Origin of the sequence: Streptomyces sp. NPDC001292, assembly GCF_042896465.1 — a bacterium.
Lineage (GTDB): Bacteria > Actinomycetota > Actinomycetes > Streptomycetales > Streptomycetaceae > Streptomyces.
On the sequence record NZ_JBIAXG010000006.1, the window covers coordinates 204,717 to 220,284 of the forward strand.

Here is a 15,568-nt window from a genome sequence, read left to right on the forward strand (position 1 = left end):
GCCGAGTGGCCCTAGCGGCGCCGCGGGCGCGGCGCCAGCTTGAACAGGGCCACTCCCGCGGCCACCAGGGTGGTGGCCGCGACCATCATGGCCATGCTGTTCATCCACACGCCGGTGGCGGCCAGCGTGGCGCCTCCGGCGCCGGTGGTGCCGGCGCCGACGACTCGTCCGTACATGTCGTTCTCCTCGCTCTGGTGCGGGTGTGATGAGGTCGCGCCGTGGGTGCGGCGCTGGGGGTGGGGGTGGTCAGGTGGCCACCCACTTCTCCTCGCTGCGGCGCAGCAGGCCCCACAGCGAGCAGAAGTAGACGGTGTGCTGGAAGAGGTCGTAGAGCATCTCCGGGATCATCAGCAGCGCCACTAGCATCGGCAGGGGTCCGGCGCGGCGTACGGAGACGACCTTCTCGACGACGAAGATCAGGCCGATCGAGGTCCACACCGGTGACAGGCCCGGCGGGCCGTACAGGGCGATGGACGTGATCATGAAGGTCAGGTAGACGAGGAAGGACAGCGCGCCGAAGCCCATGAGGAACTGCTGGAAGAAGTAGCGGGCGGTGACGCGGGTCCAGCCGTAGTCGCGGAGGTTCTCCAGGGCGCCGCGCTGCCAGCGCAGCCGTTGGTGCCACAGTTTGCCCAGGGTCGGCATGACCTCGGTGGTGACCGCGCAGCCCGCCGGTGACATGGCGCGGTAGCCGAGGGTCTTGACCGCCTTGGTCATCTCGTCGTCCTCGGTGAGGGAGGCGAGGCTGTAGTAGCCGCTGCCGCCGCCGATGACACCGGCGCGGCGGGCCGCCCGCACCTCGCGCAGCACCCGGGCCCGGAACATGGTGCCGGTGCCGGTGAGCACCTGGGCCTTGCCCCCGGTGCGTTCCAGCTCCCAGGCGTAGCGGTGGAACTCCATGCGCTGGAGCAGACCGAGCAGGCCGCCGCCCTCCTCGCCGTAGAAGACGCCGCCGACGGCGCCGACCTTGCGGTTGAAGGTGGCCAGGGCGGTCTCGGCGAACCACGGGTTGAGCACGGTGTCGGCGTCCTGCACCAGCAGCAGGTCCCGGTCGTCGAGGTGGGGCAGCACCCAGGCGATGGCCTGGTTGAGGGCGCCCGCCTTCTTGTGCGTGTTGCCCCGGGTGTGGAAGACCTGCGCGCCGTGCGCGACGGCGATCCGGGCGGTGTCGTCGGTGCAGTTGTCGGCGACGACGACGATCAGGTCCGGCCGCCGGGTCTGCCGCCACAGGCCTTCGATCGCGGCGGCGACGCGGTCCTGCTCGTTGTGGGCCGGGATCAGGACCGCGAGCCGGGGTCTGCCCGGCGGCTCCTCCTCGGCGGCGTGCGCGCGGCGGGCGGCGTGCCGGCCCGTGGGTCGTGGTCGCGGTATCGGCGCAGCGCTGGAGGCGCCGCGAGGTGCGGCGAAGTCGAGCACGGCAGAGCCCCCCGTCGTGATGGTTGCCTGGCGCCCGGTTTCTCCCCTACGGGCTCAAGGGCGCCAAGTCTTCACGATATTCACACAACACGACAAGAAGGTGCGCGTAACGGAATGCTCAAGCTTGTTGCCGACTGTCCGTCATGTTCCGATGGCCGAGGGACCGGCTGGGCATGTGCTCAGATGCCGTAGCCGTCGCTGTAGCCGTCGCGTGCGTGGTGGTGGTCCTCTTCGACGACGGTGGTGGGGGGCACCATGACGCGGCGGCGCCGGTAGATGCTGCTGAACGTCGTGACGCCGATCAGGCCGACGATCATCAGGATGACGCCGACCACGTGCAGGTTGACCCCCTGCATGTGCCAGTCGGTCGCGAACGTGAGGATGGCTCCCACGGCGATGAGGATGATGCAGCCGCCGAGGCCCATGAGTGTCGCCTCCCTGTACGGTGTCGGATCCGGTGGTTCCGGGCGGTGCCGGTCCCTTCCGGTCAACTCCGGGTACCCGCAAGCCGGGTGACCATGCGGGGGCGGCCCCGCATGGGCCGGGCGGCCGTGCTTCTCAGCCCTCCAGGAACGCCACCAGCGCGTTCGCCAGCAGGAACGGGTCGTCGGCGGCGCACAGTTCACGGGCGCTGTGCATCGACAGGATGGCCACGCCGATGTCGACGGTGCGGATGCCGTGCCGGGCCGCGGTGATCGGGCCGATGGTCGTGCCGCACGGCATGGAGTTGTTGGAGACGAAGGACTGGAAGGGGACGCCGGCCTTCTCACAGGCCGCCACCCACACCGCGCGTCCCGAACCGTCCGTCGCGTAGCGGTTGTTGACGTTGACCTTGAGGATGGGGCCGCCGCCCGCACGCGGGTGGTGGGTCGGGTCGTGCCGCTCGGCGTAGTTGGGGTGGACGGCGTGGCCGGTGTCGGAGGACAGGCAGACCGTGCCGGCGAAGGCGCGCGCCCGGTCCTCGTACGAGCCTCCACGCGCGAACACCGAGCGCTCCAGTACGGATCCGAGCAGCGGGCCGTCCGCGCCGGTGTCCGACTGGGAGCCGTTCTCCTCGTGGTCGAAGGCGGCCAGCACGGGGATGTACGGCAGTTCCGGCGTCCCCGTCGCGACGGCCGCGAGCGCCGCCGCGCCGGCGTGCACCGACAGCAGGTTGTCCATGCGGGGGCCGGCCATCAGCTCCCGGTCCCGGCCCAGGTAGGCGGGCGGCTCCACGGAGTGCGTCATCAGGTCCCAGCCGGTCACCTCGCCCGCGGCGACTCCCGCCTCCGCCTCGAGGAAGGCGATCAGGTCGCCGTCGCGGACGTCGTCGCCCAGGCCCCACACCGGCTGCAGGTGCCGCTGCTTGTCCAGCTTGAGGCCCTCCGCCGAGACCTGCCGGTCCAGGTGGATCGCCAGCTGGGGGACGCGCAGCAGCGGGCGGTCGACGTTGACCAGGCGGGTGGATCCGTCGCGCAGCGTGAGCCGGCCGGCCAGGCCCAGGTCGCGGTCGAGCCAGGAGTTCATCAGCGGGCCGCCGTAGATCTCCACGGCGACCTGGCGCCAGCCGTGCGCCCCGGTGTCGGGCAGCGGCTTGACGCGCAGGTTGGGGGAGTCGGTGTGCGCGCCGACGATACGGAAGGGGGTGTGCGGCGCGGCACCCTCGGGGACGTACCAGGCCACGATCGCCCCGCCGCGCAGCACGTACTTTCCGCCCGTCGTGCCGTCCCACGCGTCCGTCTCGCAGACCTGGCGGAAGCCGGCCTTCTCCAGCCGCTCGGCTGTGTTCGCCACGGCGTGGTACGGCGACGGGCTCGCCGCCAGGAAGGACATCAGGTCGTCGGTGTGGCCGCGGTCGAAGCGCTGGCTTGTACTCATGGGTTCACCTTAACGACGTCACGAGGGTCCGCTCCCGGTGCCGGAAGCGGACCCTCGTCGGTGGGGGGTGGGACGGGCGCCGGTGCCAGGCCCCTGCTAGAAGGCGGCCTCGTCCAGCTCCATCAGGTCCAGGTCCACGTTCTGGGCGACCTTGCGGGCCAGGGTGACGCCCGGCAGGACGTTGGCCGCGAAGAACTTCGCCGCCGCGATCTTGCCCTGGTAGAACGCCACATCCTTGGAGGACACAGCCTTCGAGGAGGCCGTCTCCAGCTTCTCGGCGGCGATCGCGGCGCCCTTGAGCAGCAGGTGGCCGACGATCACGTCACCGGAGGCGAGCAGCAGGCGGGTGGTGTTCAGGCCCACCTTGTAGATGCTCTTGACGTCCTTCTCGGTGGCCGCGAGGTCGGTCAGCATCAGGCCGACGAGGGCCTCCAGCTCGGCGACGGCCCTGGCGAGGTGCTCGCGGGCGCCGGCGAGCTCCTCCCCGCCGGTGCCGAGGGCCAGGAACTCCTTGATGTCCTCGGCGAGCGAGTTCAGCGCGGCGCCCTGGTTGCGGACGACCTTCCGGAAGAAGAAGTCCTGGCCCTGGATGGCCGTGGTGCCCTCGTACAGGGTGTCGATCTTGGCGTCCCGGATGTACTGCTCGACCGGGTACTCCTGGAGGAAGCCGGAGCCGCCGAAGGTCTGCAGCGCCTGGGCGAGCTGCTCGTAGCCCTTCTCCGAGCCGTAGCCCTTGACGATGGGCAGGAGCAGGTCGTTGAGCGCGTGCTCGGCCGAGGCGTCCTCGCCGCCTGCCTCCTTGACCGCGATCGTGTCCTGGACCGCGGCGGTGTGCAGGACGAGGGCGCGCATGCCCTCCGCGTACGCCTTCTGCGTCATCAGCGAGCGGCGCACGTCCGGGTGGTGCGTGATGGTGACCTTGGGCGCGGACTTGTCCATGAAGTTCGCCAGGTCGGGACCCTGGACGCGCTCCTTGGCGTACTCCAGCGCGTTCAGGTAGCCGGTGGACAGCGTGGAGATCGCCTTCGTGCCGACCATCATGCGGGCGAACTCGATGATGCGGAACATCTGGCGGATGCCGTCGTGCTTGTCGCCGATCAGCCAGCCCTTGGCCGGGTGGCGGTCGCCGAAGGTCATCTCGCAGGTGTTGGAGGCCTTCAGGCCCATCTTGTGTTCGACGTTGGTGGCGTAGACGCCGTTGCGCTCGCCGAGCTCGCCGGTCTCGAAGTCGAAGAGGTACTTCGGGACGAGGAAGAGGGACAGGCCCTTGGTGCCGGGGCCGGCGCCCTCGGGGCGGGCGAGGACGTAGTGGAGGATGTTCTCCTCCATGTCGTGCTCACCGGAGGTGATGAAGCGCTTCACGCCCTCGATGTGCCAGGAGCCGTCCTCCTGCTGGACCGCCCTGGTGCGGCCGGCGCCCACGTCGGAGCCGGCGTCGGGCTCGGTGAGCACCATGGTGGAGCCCCAGGTCTTCTCGACCGCGATCGAGGCGATCTTCTTCTGCTCCTCGGTGCCCTCCTCGAAGAGGATGCGGGCGAAGGCCGGGCCGGAGGAGTACATCCACACGGCCGGGTTGGCGCCGAGGATCAGCTCCGCGTAGGCCCAGATCAGGGACGGGGGAGCGGTGGTGCCGCCGATCTCCTCGGGCAGCCCCAGGCGCCAGTACTCGGAGTCCATGAAGGCCTTGTAGCTCTTCTTGAAGGTCTCCGGCACCGGAGCTGTGTTCGTCTCGGGGTCGAACACCGGCGGGTTGCGGTCGGCGTCCGCGAAGGACTCCGCCAGCTCGTTCTCCGCCAGGCGGGTCAGCTCCGCCAGGATGCTCCTGGCGGTGTCGGCGTCCATCTCCTCGAAGGGGCCGGTGCCGTACAGCTTGTCGCGGCCGAGCACTTCGAAGAGGTTGAACTCGATGTCGCGGAGGTTCGACTTGTAGTGCCCCATGGCCACGGCTCCCGTCGAGGACTCGGCGAGGCACTGACTCCTCGCATCTGGTTCACGTACCAACTAGTAGCTCCGATGATGCTACCCGTCGGTAATAAGAAGCAACCCCGATCCCGGCATGTGTGACCGAGCCCTCGTGCGGGTCAGTACGCTGTGGGTCATGTACGGATACGGCCAGCCGATGGACAGTGGGGCTGCACAGCAGGGATACGTCCCTCCGCAGCAGCAGATGCCCGGCGGTGTCGGCGGGTACGGCCAGCAGGCGCCGCTCTATCCCGAGCCCTCGCCGCCCTCGCTCGCGGACGCGGTGCGCGCCTTCACCACGGGGCAGATGGCCGCCGAGGACTTCCAGCAGGTGTTCGCGACCTCCAAGGTGTACTGCCCGCGCGGCGACAATCCCGGGTTCCTGGCGCTGCACAACACCCAGCAGCCGGTGATCCCGATGTTCACCTCGCTCAAGGAGCTGCGCCGGTACGCGGGCAAGGAGTCCAAGTACTTCGTGATCACCGGTGCCGAGGTGATCGACCTGCTGCCGACCGGCTACGGCTTCGTGCTCGACATGGAGGGCGAGCACCGGATGGTGTTCGACGCCAAGGCGGTCGAGCAGATGGTCGACTTCGCGATGCGCCGGATGTACGGCTAGGACCGGCCCTGAGCGCCGCGTCGGATCGCCGGACGGCATCCGGACGAACGGAGCCCGGAGGGAATTCCCTCCGGGCTTCTTCTGTTGGGGCTGGCAGAAAGTTCAACGCTCAACTAAAGTGGGCGTACAAGGAGGAACCGACATGCCTGCAGTGACCGTCGAGAACCCGCTGACGCTGCCCCGTGTGGCCGCGCCCGCCGATGCCGTGGCACGTCCCGTGCTCGCCGTCACAACCGCGCCGAGCGGCTTCGAGGGCGAGGGCTTCCCGGTGCGCCGGGCGTTCGCCGGGATCAACTACCGCCATCTCGACCCGTTCATCATGATGGACCAGATGGGTGAGGTGGAGTACGCGCCGGGCGAGCCCAAGGGCACCCCCTGGCACCCCCACCGTGGCTTCGAGACCGTCACGTACATCATCGACGGGGTCTTCGACCACCAGGACTCCAACGGCGGTGGCGGCACCATCACCAACGGCGACACCCAGTGGATGACGGCGGGCAGCGGTCTGCTGCACATCGAGGCCCCGCCGGAGTCGCTGGTGGTGTCCGGCGGTCTCTTCCACGGCCTCCAGCTGTGGGTGAACCTGCCGGCCAAGGACAAGATGATGGCGCCGCGCTACCAGGACATCCGCGGCGGCAGCGTCCAGCTGCTCACCTCCCCCGACGGCGGCGCGCTGCTGCGGGTCATCGCCGGTGAGCTGGACGGCCACGCCGGCCCCGGCATCACGCACACGCCGATCACGATGATCCACGCGACGGTGGCGCCGGGCGCGGAGGTCACCCTGCCCTGGCGGGAGGACTTCAACGGCCTGGCGTACGTGATGGCGGGACGCGGCACCGTGGGCGCCGAGCGCCGGCCGATCCACCTCGGTCAGACCGCGGTCTTCGGCGCCGGTTCCTCGCTGACCGTCCGTGCGGACGAGAAGCAGGACGCGCACACGCCCGACCTGGAGGTCGTCCTCCTCGGCGGGCAGCCGATCCGCGAGCCGATGGCCCACTACGGCCCCTTCGTCATGAACACCCAGGACGAGCTCATGCAGGCCTTCGAGGACTTCAAGAAGGGCCGCCTCGGCACGATCCCGGCGGTCCACGGGATGAGCGAGGAAGGGCTGTAGGCCCTTCCCGGCCGCTGGGCGCGAGGGCCCCGTTCCTTTGTGGACGGGGCCCTTTCGTTTTTCTGCCGGGCCCGGTGCGGGGCGCGGGCGGCGTCACCGGCCGGGACCGCCCGTGGCTGACGCGGTGTCACCCGGGTGGGCCGCCCCTGCAGGACAGCCCGTCCGGCGTGTGATCGTCTGGAGGCGTGCAGGCCCCCGCCCCGTTGCTGCCCGAGCCCGTCCGGCGTCTCGCCGCCTGGTGCGCCGCCGTTCTGCTGGTGTCCGGGGTCGTGTGGATCGGGGTCGAGCTGTGCGTGGTGTTCCGGACCGCGGTGATCCCGGTGCTGCTGGCGCTGCTGGGGACGGCTCTGCTGCGGCCGGTCTTCCGGCGCCTTGTGGAGGCGGGGGTGAACCGGTCGCTCGCCGCCGGGATCACGTGTGTGGCGGTCGTCGTGGTCGTCGGCGGGGCGGTGTACATCGTGGTGGCCGCGCTGATCGACAGCGGTGACCAGATCGTCGCCTCGCTCAAGAAGGCCGCGCAGTCGCTCACCACGCACTTCGGGGCGGCCGGGACCTCGCTGGACGACCTCGCCTCCAACGGCAAACGGCTGCTGGAGAGGTTCGGCGGGACGGCCGCCTCCAACGTCATCAGCGGGGTCAGCGTGGTCGGCGAGTCGCTCGCCATGGCCGTACTGGCCCTGCTGCTCGTGTTCTTCTTCCTGCGCGACTCGCACAAGGCTGCCGCCACCCTGCGCACGCTCGCCCCGCGCGGGACCGGCGACACCGCGGAGGCCATGGCCCGGCGGGCCTTCGCGGCCGTGGAGGGCTTCATGCGCGGCACGACGTTCATCGCGCTGATCGACGCCGGCTGCATCACCGTCGGTCTGCTGGTGCTGAAGGTGCCCGGCGCGGTCGGGCTCGGCGCGCTGGTCTTCGTCGGCGCCTACATTCCCTACCTGGGCGCCTTCCTCTCCGGTGCGGTGTCCGTGCTGGTCGCGCTCGCCGACCGCGGGTTCGTCATCGCGCTGTGGGCACTCGGGGTGGTGCTGGCGGTCCAGGTGCTGGAGGGGCACGTGCTCCAGCCGCTGATCCAGAGCCGGACCGTGCAGATGCACCCGGCCGTGGTGATGCTGGCGATCACCGGGGGTGCTTCGGTCGCCGGGATCGTGGGGATGCTGCTGGCGGTACCGCTGACGGCGGCGGCCTTCGGGACCGCGCACGAGCTGCGGGAACGGTACGCGGCTACGCCGTAGCGCTCACCGGGGAGGAACGGCTCACCCGGCGGCCGGGGACTCGTACAGCTCGAACCAGGTGCTCTTGCCCTGGCCCCGCGGCACGACGCCCCACGCGTCCGCGAGCAGTTCGATCAGCACCAGTCCGCGCCCGGAGGAGGCGAGCTCGCCGGGCCGGCGCTTGTGCGGCAGGTCGTCGCCGGCGTCGGTGACCTCCACCCGCAGACGCCGCTCGCCCCTCTCCCCGCTGACCTCGGCCAGCATCAGCGCGTCGACGTCGGTGTGCAGCAGGACGTTGGCGAGGGTCTCCGACAGCAGCAGCACCACCGGGCAGCGGGATCATGTCGTACCAGTCGCCGCCGACCTGGAGGCCGCCGCCGGTGGGGACGTAGCGGGCGGCCATGTCCATGCCGGGGACCTCGGGGCCCAGCGTGGGCATCATCGAGCGCTGAAGGCCCTCGCTCAGCTCCCGCTCGGTCTCGGCGGTCCCGGCCCGGGACAGGGCCTGGGCGAGCATGCGGGCCACCGTGGTCAGCACCGAGCGCTCGTCGGGAGTGAAGGCCACCGGGTAGGTGCAGGCGGCCATCCAGGCGCCCATCGTGCGGCCCGCGACGGTCAGCGGCAGGAACGCCCAGGAGTGGCGGTGGAAGCGCTCGGCGAGCGGCCGGGTGAGGGTATAGCGGGACATGTACTGCCCCGGCCTGGGCTTCCCTGAGCGTGGCCGCCACGGCGGGCAGCCCGAGCAGCCGGGCCGCCTCGGCGTCGACCGAGACCAGGCCGGTGGCGGTGTCCCAGTGCCACATCCCGGTCGCGAGGGAGGCGAGTACGTCCCCCACGGAAGGCAGGGGCTCACCAGTGCGCATTGCCCCACTCTAAGAAGAGGCGATCGGACACTGCCACCGATGGTGTGCGGCCGTGCGGACCCGGTGCCGCCCGGCGCCGCCGGGGATCCCTCTTTCATGGGGGGAGCCGAGCTTGAGCCGCCCGGTACGCTTGATAGGTCCGGGCCGTGCCCGCCCGGTGATCCCCGATCCGCGAAGACTGGATGAACGACGATGCATCGGTACAGGTCCCACACCTGCGGCGAGCTCCGCGCCTCTGACGTCGGCACCGACGTCCGGCTCAGTGGCTGGCTGCACAATCGGCGCGACCTGGGCGGCATCCTCTTCATCGATCTGCGCGACCACTACGGCATCACGCAGCTCGTCGCCCGCCCCGGCACGCCCGCGTACGAGGCCCTCGACAAGCTCTCGAAGGAGACCGTCGTCCGCGTAGACGGCAAGGTCGTCTCCCGCGGCGCCGACAACGTCAACTCCGAGCTGCCCACCGGCGAGATCGAGATCGAGGTCGGCGAGGTCGAGGTGCTGGGCGCGGCGGCCCCGCTCCCCTTCACCATCAACACCGAGGACGGGGTCAACGAGGAGCGGCGCCTGGAGTACCGCTTCCTGGACCTGCGCCGCGAGCGCATGCACCGCAACATCCTGCTGCGCACGGCGGTCATCTCCGCCATCCGCCAGAAGATGTCGGCCATGGGCTTCAACGAGATGGCGACGCCGATCCTGTCCGCCACCTCCCCCGAGGGCGCCCGCGACTACGTGGTCCCCTCCCGGGTCCACCCGGGCAGGTTCTACGCCCTCCCGCAGGCCCCCCAGCAGTTCAAGCAGCTGCTGATGATCTCGGGCTTCGACCGCTACTTCCAGATCGCGCCCTGCTTCCGTGACGAGGACGCCCGCGCGGACCGCTCGCCGGGCGAGTTCTACCAGCTCGACGTCGAGATGAGCTTCGTCGAGCAGGAGGACGTCTTCCAGCCGATCGAGAAGCTCATGACGGAGCTGTTCGAGGAGTTCGGCGGCGGCCGCCACGTCACCTCTCCCTTCCCGCGGATCCCGTTCCGCGAGGCGATGCTGAAGTACGGCTCCGACAAGCCGGACCTGCGCGCCCAGCTGGAGCTCGTCGACATCACCGACATCTTCGAGGGCTCGGAGTTCAAGGCGTTCGCGGGCAAGCACGTCCGCGCGCTGCCGGTGCCGGACACCGCCGGCCAGCCCCGCAAGTTCTTCGACCAGCTCGGCGAGTACGCGGTGGAGCAGGGCGCGAAGGGCCTGGCCTGGGTGCGGGTCGGCGAGGACGTCCCCCAGGGCCTTGAGGGCCAGGGAGGTACCCCCACGCTGACCGGCCCGATCGCGAAGTTCCTGACCGAGGAGAACGTCGCGGAGCTGACCAAGCGGCTGTCCCTCGCCCCCGGCCACGCGGTGTTCTTCGGCGCGGGCGAGTTCGACGAGGTCTCGAAGATCATGGGCGCGGTGCGGGTGGAGGCCGCCAAGCGCGCCGGCCACTTCGAGGAGGACGTCTTCCGCTTCTGCTGGATCGTCGACTTCCCCATGTACGAGAAGGACGAGGACGGGAAGATCGACTTCTCCCACAACCCGTTCTCGATGCCGCAGGGCGGCCTGGAGGCCCTTCGGACCCAGGACCCGCTGGACATCCTGGGCTGGCAGTACGACATCGTCTGCAACGGTGTCGAGCTGTCCTCCGGCGCCATCCGGAACCACGAGCCGGAGATCATGCTCAAGGCCTTCGAGATCGCGGGCTACGACCGCGAGACCGTCGAGGAGAAGTTCGCCGGCATGCTGCGCGCGTTCCGCTTCGGCGCCCCGCCGCACGGCGGCATCGCGCCGGGCGTCGACCGCATCGTCATGCTGCTGGCCGACGAGCCCAACATCCGCGAGACCATCGCCTTCCCGCTCAACGGCAACGCCCAGGACCTGATGATGGGCGCCCCGACCGAGCTGGACGAGTCGCGTCTGAGGGAACTGCACCTGTCGGTGCGCAAGCCGCAGCCCAAGTAAGGGCCGGTGCATCGAGGGGCGACGCCTCGTGGCAGCCCTACGGCAAAGGGACCTGGAACCAGCGTCGGTTCCAGGTCCCTTGTCGTTGCCCGGAAGAGGGGATACCGGTCTCTTGTCCGGCTGTCCGGCTGTCCGGCTGTCCGGCCGTCCAGTCGCCAGGTGTCCGCCCCTCCCGTCGGCGGCGCCTCAGCAGGGCGAGCACGGCCGCGCCGGAGACGGAGTCGAGGTTGCCGGTCGGTTCGTCGGCGAGCAGCAGCGCCGGTTCGCCGATCACGGCACGGGCGACGGCCGCGCGCTGCCGTTCGCCACCGGACAGCTGGTGCGGGAGGTGGCCGAGCCGGTGGTCGAGTCCCACCCGGGACAGGGCCCGCGCGGCCCGCCGCCGCCGCTCCCGCAGGGGCACCCCCGCGTACAGCAGCCCGTCGGCGACGGTGTCCAGCACCAGTACTCCGACGGCCAGGTGGAACTGCTGGAACACGAAGCCGACGCGCTGCGCGCGCAGCGCGGACAGCTCGCGGTCGGACAGGTCCGCGACTTCGTGGCCGTCGATCGCGATCCGGCCGGCGGACGGCCGGTCGAGGGTACCCATGAGGTGCAGCACCGTGGACTTCCCCGACCCGGACGGGCCGACCACGCACACGAGTTCGCCGTACCGGATGGTCAGGTGTGGGCCGCGCCGCCGGCGCTCCGCCCTGCACGCGTGGCCCGCTTGGCGCCCGCCGATGTCGAGTCCCAGGTGACGTCCCGGAAGCGACCGGTCTCGTCGGTGTCGGGGAAGTCCGGCGCGCCGTGCTCCTGCATGCAGGAGGCGTACGCTCCCGGCAGGCAGGCCGGGAGCGGGGCACGCGCCTGTGTTCTCAGTCGTGTGCCGAGCGGTTCAGCCCTCGGAGCCGCCGAAGCGCTCCTTGTAGGTCTCCAGGTCGTCGTCCGTGAGCTTGGCGAAGAGGACCGGGGGAACCGAGAAGGGGGTGCCGGCGGGGACGGTGGTCAGGGAGGCCGCCTCGGCGGGGGTCACCCAGGACGCCGTGTCGTCGTCCAGGGAGAACGCCGCGCGCATGGCCGACGACGAGGTGGGGATGAACGGCTCCGAGACCACCGCGTAGAGGTGGATCAGGTTCATCGCGGTGCGCAGGGTGAGGGCCGCGCCGTCCTTGTCGGTCTTGATCTCCAGCCAGGGGGACTTCTCCTCCAGGTAGGAGTTGCCCGCCGACCACAGGGCGCGCAGGGAGGCCGCCGCCTTGCGGAACTGGATGGCCTCCATGTGCTCCTCGTACTCCGCGAGGAGGCGGGCGATCTCCTCCCCGAGCCGCGCTTCGGCCTCGCCCGGCTCACCGCCCTCCGGGACCGCGTCGCCGAAGCGCTTGCGGGAGAAGGACAGCACCCGGTTGACGAAGTTGCCCAGCGTGTCCGCCAGGTCCTTGTTCACCGTGGCCGTGAAGTGCTCCCAGGTGAAGGACGAGTCGTCGGACTCCGGCGCGTTCGCCATCATGAAGTAGCGCCAGTAGTCGGCCGGGAGGATCTCCAGCGCGTCGTGCGTGAAGACGCCGCGCCGCTGCGAGGTGGAGAACTTGCCGCCGTAGTAGTTGAGCCAGTTGAAGGCCTTGATGACGTCGACCTTCTTCCACGGCGCGCGGGTGCCCAGCAGGGTCGCCGGGAACATCACGCTGTGGAAGGGCACGTTGTCCTTGCCCATGAACTGCGTGTAGTGGACATCCGCGTCCGACTTCCACCACCACGAACGCCAGTCCCGGTTCTCCGGGTCCTGGTCCGCCCACTCCTTGGTGGCGCCGATGTACTCGATCGGGGCGTCGAACCAGACGTAGAAGACCTTGCCCTCGGCGGCCAGGTCCGGCCAGGTGTCGGCCGGGACCGGGACGCCCCAGTCCAGGTCACGGGTGATCGCACGGTCGTGCAGGCCCTCGGTGAGCCACTTGCGGGCGATCGAGGAGGCCAGCACCGGCCAGTTGTCGGCGCGCTCGTCGACCCATGCCTCGACCTCGCCGGCCAGCGCGGACTGCAGCAGGAAGAGGTGCTTGGTCTCGCGGACCTCCAGGTCGCTGCTGCCGCTGATCGCGGAGCGCGGCTCGATCAGGTCGGTCGGGTCCAGGACCCGCGTGCAGTTCTCGCACTGGTCGCCGCGCGCCTTGTCGTAGCCGCAGTGCGGGCAGGTGCCGATGATGTACCGGTCGGGCAGGAAGCGGCCGTCGGCGTTGGAGTACACCTGGCGGATGGCCCGCTCCTCGATGAACCCGTTCGCCTTCAGCTCGCGGGCGATCTCCTGCGTGATCTCGTGGTTCTGCGGGGACGAGCTGCGGCCGAAGTAGTCGAAGGCCAGCGCGAAGCCGTCGTAGACCGCCTTCTGCGCGTTGTGCGCCTGCGCGCAGAACTCGTCGACCGGGAGGCCCTGCTCCTTGGCCGCGAGCTCCGCCGGGGTGCCGTGCTCGTCCGTCGCGCAGATGTACAGGACGTCGTGGCCGCGCTGACGCAGATAGCGGGAGTACACGTCCGCCGGGAGCATGGACCCCACCATGTTGCCCAGGTGCTTGATCCCGTTGATGTACGGAAGGGCGCTGGTGATGAGGTGTCGAGCCATCGCGGGCTGCTCCCAAGTCGCTACGTGGGGTGACGATCTCGTCGGGTGCGGGTCGTCTACGGAACCTTGAAATCGTAGCCGACATGGGTGGGCCGCCCGCTTCCCGTTTTAAGGGGTGGGAAGGGGCGGCCCTGGTGCGGCGCGGGTCACGGGCGCCAGTTCGCCAGTACGCCCTCGTAGAGCTCCTGGTCCGTGAGCTCGCGGGGGGTGGGACCGGCGTGGAAGAAGGACGTGGTGTCGGTCTTCAGTTTGCGGAGGTAGTCGAAGGCCTTGTTGTCGTGCTCGCCGAAGGCGACGAAGGAGAAGAAGACGGCGGGGTGCTTCTTCGCCGCGCCGGTGAGGGACTGGGTGGCCGGGGTCTTGGCGTCCGGGGCGCCGTCCGTCTGGAAGATCACCAGGGTGGGGGTCGCCGGGTCGTCCGTCGACTGCGCGCGGTGGGCCAGTACGGCGTCCACGGCGGCGTGGTAGCTCGTGCGGCCCATGCGGCCGAGGGAACCGTGCAGGTCGTCGATGCGGTTCTCGTGCTCGGCGAGGGTCAGCTCGCCGGTGCCGTCCACTTCCGTGGAGAAGAACGTGACGTGGACCGTCGCCTCGGGGTCGAGGTTGGCCGCGAGGGCGAGGGTCTGCTCGCCGAGGGCCTGGGCGGAGCCGTCCTTGTAGTACGGGCGCATGGAGGCGGAGCGGTCGAGGACGAGGTAGACCTTGGCGCGGGTGCCGGTGAGGTCGTACTTCGCGAGGGCGGATGCGGCGGCGTGGTAGGCGGTGGTGAGGGCGGGGGCGTGCGAGTGGATTTGGGCGAGGGGGGCGGCGGGGGTGGCGCCCGTTTCCGCCTCTTCCTTGGTCTCGGTGTCCGGCTCCGTGTCGGCCTCGGTGGCCGGCTGCTCCTTGGTCTCGGTGTCCGGCTCCGTGTCGGCCTCGGTGGCCGGCTCTTCCTTGGCCTCGGCCCCGGTTTCGGCTTCGCCGTCGGCGGCTTGCGGGGCGTCCGCGTCCGAGGGCGACGGCTCAGCCGCAGGCTCCGGTTCCGGCTCAGTGGTCGCAGGTTCCTCCGTAGCCACTGGCTCCGGCTGCGATGCCGGCTGCTCGGCCACCGGTTCGGCCTCGGCTTCGCCTTCGGCCGGTTCACCATCCGCGCGGGCTTCGTCGGCGGGTGCCGGTGACTCCTGCGGGGCTTCCTTGCCGTCGGCGGCTTGCGGGTCATCGGCCTCCGGCTCCGGCTTGGCCTTGGCCTGCGGTTCGGGGGCCGGTTCCGGCGTCGGCTCCGGCTCCGTAGCTGCCGGGGTCGGCTCTTCGGCCACCGGTTCCGGGGTCGGCTCGGGGGCGGGTGTCGTCTCGGGCTCCGAGGGCTCCGACTCCGGCTCCGGCTTGGCCTTGGCCTGCGGTTCGGGGGCCGGTTCCGGCGTCGGCTCCGGCTCCGTAGCTGCCGGGGTCGGCTCTTCGGCCACCGGTTCCGGGGTCGGCTCGGGGGCGGGTGTCGTCTCGGGCTCCGAGGGCTCCGACTCCGGCTCCGGCTTGGCCTTGGCCTGCGGTTCGGGGGCCGGTTCCGGCGTCGGCTCCGGCTCCGTAGCTGCCGGGGTCGGCTCTTCGGCCACCGGTTCCGGGGTCGGCTCGGGGGCGGGTGTCGTCTCGGGCTCCGAGGGCTCCGACTCCGGCTCCGCGGCTGCCGGTTCGGTTGCCGGTTCGGGCTCTTCGGCTGCCGGTTCCGGCGTCGGCTCCGGCTCCGTAGCTGCCGGGGTCGGCTCTTCGGCCACCGGTTCCGGGGTCGGCTCGGGGGCGGGTGTCGTCTCGGGCTCCGAGGGCTCCGACTCCGGCTCCGCGGCTGCCGGTTCGGTTGCCGGTTCGGGCTCTTCGGCTGCCGGTTCCGGCGTCGGCTCCGGCTCCGTAGCTGCCGGGGTCGGCTCTTCGGCCACCGGTTCCGGGGTCGGCTCGGGGGCGGGTGTCGTCTCGGGC

12 protein-coding genes and 2 pseudogenes are annotated in these 15,568 nt (G+C 70.6%); 4 read left to right on the forward strand and 10 right to left on the reverse strand.

Annotated features, from left to right (window positions below):
• Positions 1-11: 11 nt before the first annotated feature.
• The 5 genes from ACFY4A_RS10115 to ACFY4A_RS10135 form a co-directional block, all read right to left on the reverse strand.
• On the reverse strand, positions 12-176 hold the full coding sequence (locus tag ACFY4A_RS10115) for a hypothetical protein (RefSeq protein WP_172632907.1): 165 nt from the start codon (positions 174-176) through the stop codon (positions 12-14).
• Positions 177-246: 70 nt separating this feature from the next.
• Positions 247-1,416 (reverse strand): glycosyltransferase, encoded by a 1,170-nt coding sequence (locus tag ACFY4A_RS10120; RefSeq protein WP_390828946.1) that lies wholly within the window; start codon positions 1,414-1,416, stop codon positions 247-249.
• A 179-nt stretch (positions 1,417-1,595) separates the two neighbouring features.
• Positions 1,596-1,841 carry a DUF6458 family protein gene (locus tag ACFY4A_RS10125; RefSeq protein WP_390828947.1) on the reverse strand — a complete coding sequence of 82 codons (246 nt, stop codon included), beginning with the start codon at positions 1,839-1,841 and terminating at the stop codon, positions 1,596-1,598.
• A 133-nt stretch (positions 1,842-1,974) separates the two neighbouring features.
• Positions 1,975-3,273 (reverse strand): M18 family aminopeptidase, encoded by a 1,299-nt coding sequence (locus tag ACFY4A_RS10130; protein WP_390828948.1) that lies wholly within the window; start codon positions 3,271-3,273, stop codon positions 1,975-1,977.
• Between the two features lie 96 nt (positions 3,274-3,369).
• Positions 3,370-5,211 carry an acyl-CoA dehydrogenase gene (locus ACFY4A_RS10135; RefSeq protein WP_390828949.1) on the reverse strand — a complete coding sequence of 614 codons (1,842 nt, stop codon included), beginning with the start codon at positions 5,209-5,211 and terminating at the stop codon, positions 3,370-3,372.
• A gap of 160 nt (positions 5,212-5,371) precedes the next feature.
• Between ACFY4A_RS10135 and ACFY4A_RS10140 the strand changes: the two genes are divergently transcribed.
• The 3 genes from ACFY4A_RS10140 to ACFY4A_RS10150 all read left to right on the forward strand — a co-directional run bounded on the left by ACFY4A_RS10140 (position 5,372) and on the right by ACFY4A_RS10150 (position 8,200).
• A complete protein-coding gene (locus ACFY4A_RS10140; protein ID WP_390828950.1) occupies positions 5,372-5,854 on the forward strand; it encodes an SseB family protein in 483 nt (160 codons plus the stop codon).
• 142 nt (positions 5,855-5,996) lie between these two features.
• Entirely contained in the window at positions 5,997-6,968 is a 972-nt protein-coding gene (locus ACFY4A_RS10145) for a pirin family protein (protein ID WP_390828951.1), read from the forward strand.
• A 185-nt stretch (positions 6,969-7,153) separates the two neighbouring features.
• Positions 7,154-8,200 carry an AI-2E family transporter gene (locus tag ACFY4A_RS10150; protein WP_390828952.1) on the forward strand — a complete coding sequence of 349 codons (1,047 nt, stop codon included), beginning with the start codon at positions 7,154-7,156 and terminating at the stop codon, positions 8,198-8,200.
• Between the two features lie 21 nt (positions 8,201-8,221).
• Here ACFY4A_RS10150 and ACFY4A_RS10155 read toward each other — a convergent pair.
• Positions 8,222-8,885, reverse strand: a pseudogene (locus ACFY4A_RS10155) (GAF domain-containing protein); the annotation flags it as partial.
• Between the two features lie 349 nt (positions 8,886-9,234).
• Between ACFY4A_RS10155 and aspS the strand changes: the two are divergent.
• On the forward strand, positions 9,235-11,028 hold the full coding sequence (gene aspS, locus ACFY4A_RS10160; protein WP_390828953.1) for an aspartate--tRNA ligase: 1,794 nt from the start codon (positions 9,235-9,237) through the stop codon (positions 11,026-11,028).
• Between the two features lie 160 nt (positions 11,029-11,188).
• On the opposite strand, the pseudogene ACFY4A_RS10165 reads toward aspS, so the two are convergent.
• The 4 genes and pseudogenes from ACFY4A_RS10165 to ACFY4A_RS10180 all read right to left on the reverse strand — a co-directional run.
• Positions 11,189-11,752, reverse strand: a pseudogene (locus tag ACFY4A_RS10165) (ABC transporter ATP-binding protein); the annotation flags it as partial.
• Positions 11,689-11,829 (reverse strand): hypothetical protein, encoded by a 141-nt coding sequence (locus ACFY4A_RS10170; protein ID WP_390828954.1) that lies wholly within the window; start codon positions 11,827-11,829, stop codon positions 11,689-11,691. The pseudogene ACFY4A_RS10165 and the gene ACFY4A_RS10170, both read right to left, overlap by 64 nt.
• A gap of 76 nt (positions 11,830-11,905) precedes the next feature.
• Positions 11,906-13,621, reverse strand: a complete 1,716-nt coding sequence (metG, locus tag ACFY4A_RS10175) for a methionine--tRNA ligase (RefSeq protein WP_390828955.1) — start codon at positions 13,619-13,621, stop codon at positions 11,906-11,908.
• A gap of 146 nt (positions 13,622-13,767) precedes the next feature.
• A partial coding sequence (locus tag ACFY4A_RS10180) for a VWA domain-containing protein (RefSeq protein ID WP_390828956.1) occupies positions 13,768-15,568 on the reverse strand: 1,801 nt, incomplete at its 5' end.

Bases quoted from the DNA above. Each gene is read 5' to 3' on its own strand.
- ACFY4A_RS10115 (WP_172632907.1), bottom strand. From the start codon at position 176: ATGTACGGACGAGTCGTCGGCGCCGGCACCACCGGCGCCGGAGGCGCC.
- ACFY4A_RS10125 (WP_390828947.1), bottom strand. From the start codon at position 1,841: ATGGGCCTCGGCGGCTGCATCATCCTCATCGCCGTGGGAGCCATCCTC.
- ACFY4A_RS10130 (WP_390828948.1), bottom strand. From the start codon at position 3,273: ATGAGTACAAGCCAGCGCTTCGACCGCGGCCACACCGACGACCTGATG.
- ACFY4A_RS10135 (WP_390828949.1), bottom strand. From the start codon at position 5,211: ATGGGGCACTACAAGTCGAACCTCCGCGACATCGAGTTCAACCTCTTC.
- ACFY4A_RS10140 (WP_390828950.1), top strand. From the start codon at position 5,372: ATGTACGGATACGGCCAGCCGATGGACAGTGGGGCTGCACAGCAGGGA.
- ACFY4A_RS10145 (WP_390828951.1), top strand. From the start codon at position 5,997: ATGCCTGCAGTGACCGTCGAGAACCCGCTGACGCTGCCCCGTGTGGCC.
- aspS (WP_390828953.1), top strand. From the start codon at position 9,235: ATGCATCGGTACAGGTCCCACACCTGCGGCGAGCTCCGCGCCTCTGAC.
- ACFY4A_RS10170 (WP_390828954.1), bottom strand. From the start codon at position 11,829: ATGCAGGAGCACGGCGCGCCGGACTTCCCCGACACCGACGAGACCGGT.
- metG (WP_390828955.1), bottom strand. From the start codon at position 13,621: ATGGCTCGACACCTCATCACCAGCGCCCTTCCGTACATCAACGGGATC.